This window comes from Methylobacterium sp. GC_Met_3, from assembly GCF_026540775.1.
Lineage (GTDB): Bacteria > Pseudomonadota > Alphaproteobacteria > Rhizobiales > Beijerinckiaceae > Methylobacterium.
The window spans coordinates 1-5,087 of the sequence record NZ_JALNUL010000113.1 but is presented as its reverse complement, the minus strand read 5'-3'; the positions used below and the strand labels follow the sequence as shown (position 1 = coordinate 5,087).

At 55.1% G+C, this 5,087-nt stretch carries 4 protein-coding genes and 1 pseudogene; all 5 read right to left on the bottom strand.

What is annotated here, in order from left to right; genetic code table 11:
* Positions 1-115: pseudogene (locus OXS27_RS31635) on the bottom strand (IS5/IS1182 family transposase); the annotation flags it as partial.
* 104 nt (positions 116-219) lie between these two features.
* Positions 220-1,890: a TadE/TadG family type IV pilus assembly protein gene (locus OXS27_RS31630; protein ID WP_267361614.1), complete on the bottom strand. Its 1,671-nt coding sequence runs from the start codon at positions 1,888-1,890 to the stop codon at positions 220-222.
* 53 nt (positions 1,891-1,943) lie between these two features.
* Positions 1,944-2,582, bottom strand: a complete 639-nt coding sequence (locus OXS27_RS31625) for a TadE/TadG family type IV pilus assembly protein (RefSeq protein WP_267361613.1) — start codon at positions 2,580-2,582, stop codon at positions 1,944-1,946.
* Positions 2,583-2,590: 8 nt separating this feature from the next.
* Positions 2,591-3,178, bottom strand: a complete 588-nt coding sequence (locus tag OXS27_RS31620) for a TadE/TadG family type IV pilus assembly protein (protein ID WP_267361612.1) — start codon at positions 3,176-3,178, stop codon at positions 2,591-2,593.
* 1,393 nt (positions 3,179-4,571) lie between these two features.
* Positions 4,572-4,955 (bottom strand): polyhydroxyalkanoic acid system family protein, encoded by a 384-nt coding sequence (locus OXS27_RS31615; protein ID WP_267361610.1) that lies wholly within the window; start codon positions 4,953-4,955, stop codon positions 4,572-4,574.
* Positions 4,956-5,087 lie beyond the last annotated feature (132 nt).

The following is a 5,087-nucleotide window of genomic DNA, read 5'->3' as shown; positions in this document are numbered from 1 at the left end:
ACAGGTCGTAGTCACGCTGGCCCGAACTCTCCCGCAGCAGCGCCAGATACGGCGCAACCAGCGCCCATTCCTCATCGGACACGTCAGATGGATAGCCGGCACGACCTGCGCTCATGCTCGAAAACGCAAACCTCACTCATTCAGTTCAAAATTGCCTCTAGAGCACTTCAGATCACGACTGCCAACTCGGCGTCAGATCGATTTATACTATCCTATATACTATAGACTAAGTCGGAGTGAGCCGATGCTAGAGGCGATCTGACTGAATGCCGTAATGAGGCTGCTTGAGTCATTTGCGACATATGCTTGTGACGAGGACGAGGCACAATTCGCAAGTAAGGTTGTGCCTTGCGTATCAATCGGATCTGAGCTGACGCTAAATCCGATGGTATAGATTGAGATACCGGCGCTCTTCGCATTCGTGCAACTCTGCAGAGTGAGCTGATCAAGCGCTGTCCGAGCATCCGTTGCGTTCGTCAAATTGCGATACCCAGTGGGCAAACGAGCGTCGGGCGTCGTGCCATTGGCATTCATGAAGTAACCCATCGGGAAGTACAGCGTCTGATTGTAGTTATTGTAAGGATTATCGGTCCAACTATTAGCGCCATCCGTCATCAAAATCATAATTTTGTTCGTGGTACTGGAGCTATAGCTCGCGCCATCAGCAAACACGCTCGTTGGCGAGAGCGTACGCCAACCCCACATAAATCCCTCGTGAATGTTAGTCGCACCCAAAGCAGTCAAGGAGGTTATAAGCGCTTTTAGCGTTGAAGTGCTGGTCGTAAGCCGTTGCAGCGGCTGACTTGTGCACATAAAGTTCGGACCATTCGGGATACCTACGTCCGAGCTGGTTGTGTAGGAGGTGCCTTTGGCCGAGACGTACTTACAAGCGCTATATTCAGCCGCTTGGAAGCTCGTCGGAGTAGTTTTGCAACCACTAATGCTCGTCGTATCGTCGATGTAACTATTGTAACTGTAATAGCTTGTTGAGCTACCGGAGGGAGTGAACTTGACCCGGCTTGTGTCTCCGTCTCCAGGTTCATCCGGTGCGAACAGCGGCACATAGAGCGTGTCATTCGTGCTCGGGGAACCATCCTGTGTGTTGTAGGGATAGGGCAATGCCTCAAAGCAGCCGCCCCATGCCCAGCCGGAGTACTTCGCTGATAGCAGGTTGAAGATACTGAACCGGCTCGTGAAGCCGGCCGCTTTCGCAAGCGTCTTGTCGACATTCGTCCAATGGTACGTCGAGACGCCCGTCGTATCGACCCAGCTCGCGGCGGCGTACGCTGTGCCTGCGTTGACCGAAGCAGCGAATGGAACGATTGAGATCCGGGTGTCTGAAGAAAAGGCGGCATTGTTCTTGACGTAGTCGATGAAGTTGGAGGCCGCCGTCTGCATCGCCGCCAACTTTGTTCCGCTGCCGCCCGAGTTAGCCATCGACCCGGTCGTGTCGAGAACGAGCGCAATTTCGAATGTCTTCTGCACCGGTGAGGCGCACTGCGACTTGGCGGCCACCGGGATGCTGGTGCGGCCAGTGAACGCGCCGAAGACCACGGTTGGCGACGCGTGCGTGGTCACGAGGATCTTGCGCGGGTTGGAGGTGATCGTCAGCGTATCGACCGTGAGCCCAACATTGCTGCCCATGTAGCTCGTCATCGAGATCAACGCTTGCGCGTTCAGGACAGCACTCGTCGTCGTCGAGGATGTCTGACATAGCATGAGTGCTGTGGCGTCTGTCGCCGCCTGCAGCTTGGTCCGCACGCGCGCAGCAAGCCCGTAGTCAACTGCCGCGCCGGCAAAAGCGATCAGTGGAAAACTCGCCAAAGCAAAGATGATTGCGATGTTTCCTTCGCGGCGTGTCCGGAACTGGCGAAGACGCGCGAATAGCATCGTGAGAACCTCTAGTGGGAACATGGAGCCGGCGAGACGGACGAATGGGCGCATCAGCTCGCTGTCGACGGACAGGAGCTACCGCTTGGGAGGATGACTTCAGTGTAGGTGCTGTTGTAGGTCGCGCCGCCACGTGCGGGCCAAGGCATGCTAACGCTGAAGGAAATGCTCGAGCTGCCGGTAAAAAGCTTGGCTAAGGCCGAGCCCATCACCGGGGTGTAAGGCATCTTCACTTCAGCTAGGATGTATCGCATGCCCGTAGTCTGAAAGGCAGTCGGGACGGTGATATCTGTCGCCGCGGCCTTAGCAGTTCGAGCGGTGGTGTTAAGGGCGATACTTGAGCAAACATATGGTTTTGTATTCAGTGTCGTCAAATAAACACCCATCGCGCTAACGACGATCGTGACGTTAGAGGTGCTGAAGGGGTACAGAACCAACGATGAGGAAGAAAGGATGTCGGTCATTGTAGCCGACGTTATAGGGTTCGATGTATCCCCTTGCGCCGTCAGATCTGCGACTGTGCGTGCCAGGAGTGTGACTTTCCGGTAATTATCGATAGCATGCGCAAATTCGGCCATACCAACGAATAAAAGTAGCATGAAAGGTAAAATTAGCGCGAACTCGACAGCCGAAGCACCGTTCGTATCGCGAACAAAATCTGGCGGCGTCCAAGTGCGGTGCAGGTGGTTCATCAAAGACCTCAGCAAGCTCCCGTACTTGATGTCGAGTATGGTTCTGTGCGAAATACGCCGGTTGAGCGCAGCAGATATGAACCGTCGGCCATGCCAGTTAGTCCCGGCAGCAAGTTCCCGAAGAATAGTGGTAATGACACCGCTGCAGTAACGACGACAATTTTACCTGGCGCCGCGCAAGCGTAGCCCTCGAAACTGGAGCTGATTGACTTAGTCGATGTATTGTAGGCCGTTGCATATGAGCTGCTGCCGAAAGTGCTCCCAAGTGAAATATTTAACTTCACGCTGCTGCAGCTAAAGACAGTGGGGACCTTATTAGTGCCTGAACCGCACATCACTACTTTTAAATTATTGAGCAGTGTAGTCGTATCCGTAACCCCTGCATTGGCAGTTTGAAAGCTGCCAGTGTAAAGATTGCGTACTGCATTCTCGACGGCGATATCGAGGTTCATCCTAGCCCAAATGATGAAGGCCCATTGAATGATCCCCGCCAGCAACATGAAAAACGGCAAGGATACGAGAGCGAATTCGACAGCGCTCGCGCCCGATGACGCTGTGCCGAAACCCAGCGCGCGGCTTCGAACCGAAGAGGGCAACGCAGAAAATCGCATTATGTCGGATACATTTGCTATGTTTCAAAACGCAGCACCGTTCTTCGTGGGAAATCTGACCACAACATATTAACAATTTCTTACACATCGCATGATGATATCCGTCAGCGGTCTGGCATTGGCCTAATCCAATTGTTACCGGCTAGGCTTGGCGCTCTGCATCAAAGGCATTGATGTTCTCGAAGCGGGCGTCGCTGCCGCTTGGCCCTCTCCGCATCCTTTTCGACCTCCGGACATACGCTCCCTAAGTTCGCAAAGGTCGAATGCTAATTCCGATGGTGGTTCGTTACAGGCGCATTCGAAACAGACCAGCCACTGCTGGCTTCAACGTCTGGTTTTGGCCGCAGCGCAGACGTCCACTCACCACCCCAAGCCGAAGTTGCCGGACAGCCAACGAATGACCGCTTTTGGGAAGTGCAGATGGCCGTCGGTACGGCCGCATCGGGTCGATAGAAGGCCGTGCGCTTTTCCTGCGGACCTTCTCGGAAGCAGCCATTCCGCATTCGGCCATATTAGGTCATGCCGAATCGCCACAGCGCGCAGAACAGGACGTTCGGCTTTGCGCCCAATTCAGTCATTCAGCTGGATGTGACCACGTCCTGTAAACGGACGCTACCGGATGCGATCTAACATTCGCATAAGGCCGGCTTATAGAGCGTGCTCGCGACTGATCACGTCGTAACTACAGCGCCTCACGGCTCGGCAGCTGCCCTAAGGATACGCTTCGTCTACGGCTTGTACGAGCCTTATTGACGTGGGATATTTGCCCACATAAGGTTCGTGTGTGGGTACGCTGTCCTTGGTCGTCTTCGCATGAGCACCATTTCGTTAGAGCCCCTGACGGTTGTGAGTTTGAGGCAGTGGTCCAGCTCTCTTGGCTATCGCACGCTGACGAGAGCCCAGGTTGAAGCTGTGCTCATTGAGCATGCATTTTACGACGAGCTGATCATCGAGACGGCGTATGACCTGCCAGAGTCAGCACAGGCTGTTCGAGTTCGATTGGATCGCTGCACCGATGCATTGATGGCTTTACTTGAGAGACGGTGAATCATAAGTCGATGAGCTCGGCGGTTTATGCCTTGTCACGCCAGGATCAATTACGAAATAAAATGCGGTAGGAGCCGATGATCATGGAAAATAGGAACAATGGTCGCCTCACTGTAGGTGAATTGTTGTGCGCCATTGCGGTCTGCGGCTGGGCAACAGCTTTCGCCGCGCTTGATCGCCCACTTCATCAGGCGCCACCAATTGTTTCATACCTAACATTCACTGGATACCACGCGCGCTGATGGTAAACCCTTAGTCAGACCGGGACGCTAGAAGAACTACGACCGCGGGCCGTTCGGACGGCTGCGGCACCGGCCAGCCGTGAGTGGGCCTAGCCAGCGCAGTCGCACACCTGAACCCGCCTGTCTTGGTCGGGGTGGCCACTCTCACACCAGGTGTCGCCCTCGGCGGACAACAGGCGCGCCGCGTAGCGTATGGCCACAGCCTCGATCGCCGGCGCGAACACGCCGATGATCCAGGGCATTTGCGCCTCGAACCACAAGCTGTCGTCGGCTACCGCGAAGTTGCCACTGACATGTTGCCCGAGCGCGCGAACGGTAAATGCCCGGCCATCCTGAGACCACTCTGCTACTTCGACGGCAATATGTTTCTTCCTTAGGCGCTGCAACGCCCAATCTAACTGCTCATCGAGTCGGCGGCGAACTTCAGTGGTGCCGAAATTGTGGGGGGCCGCAATGGTGATGTGCCTCGGCATCAATCTTCTCGTACTGAATGCCCACAGGCTGGTGAGCACATGTGAAGCGCTGTTCACCAAGGCCGGGCAGGCAAGAGGACATGGTGGTCGTCCCTGATCGGCCCCCACGAGGTGGTCCAAGGGTATAGTTAG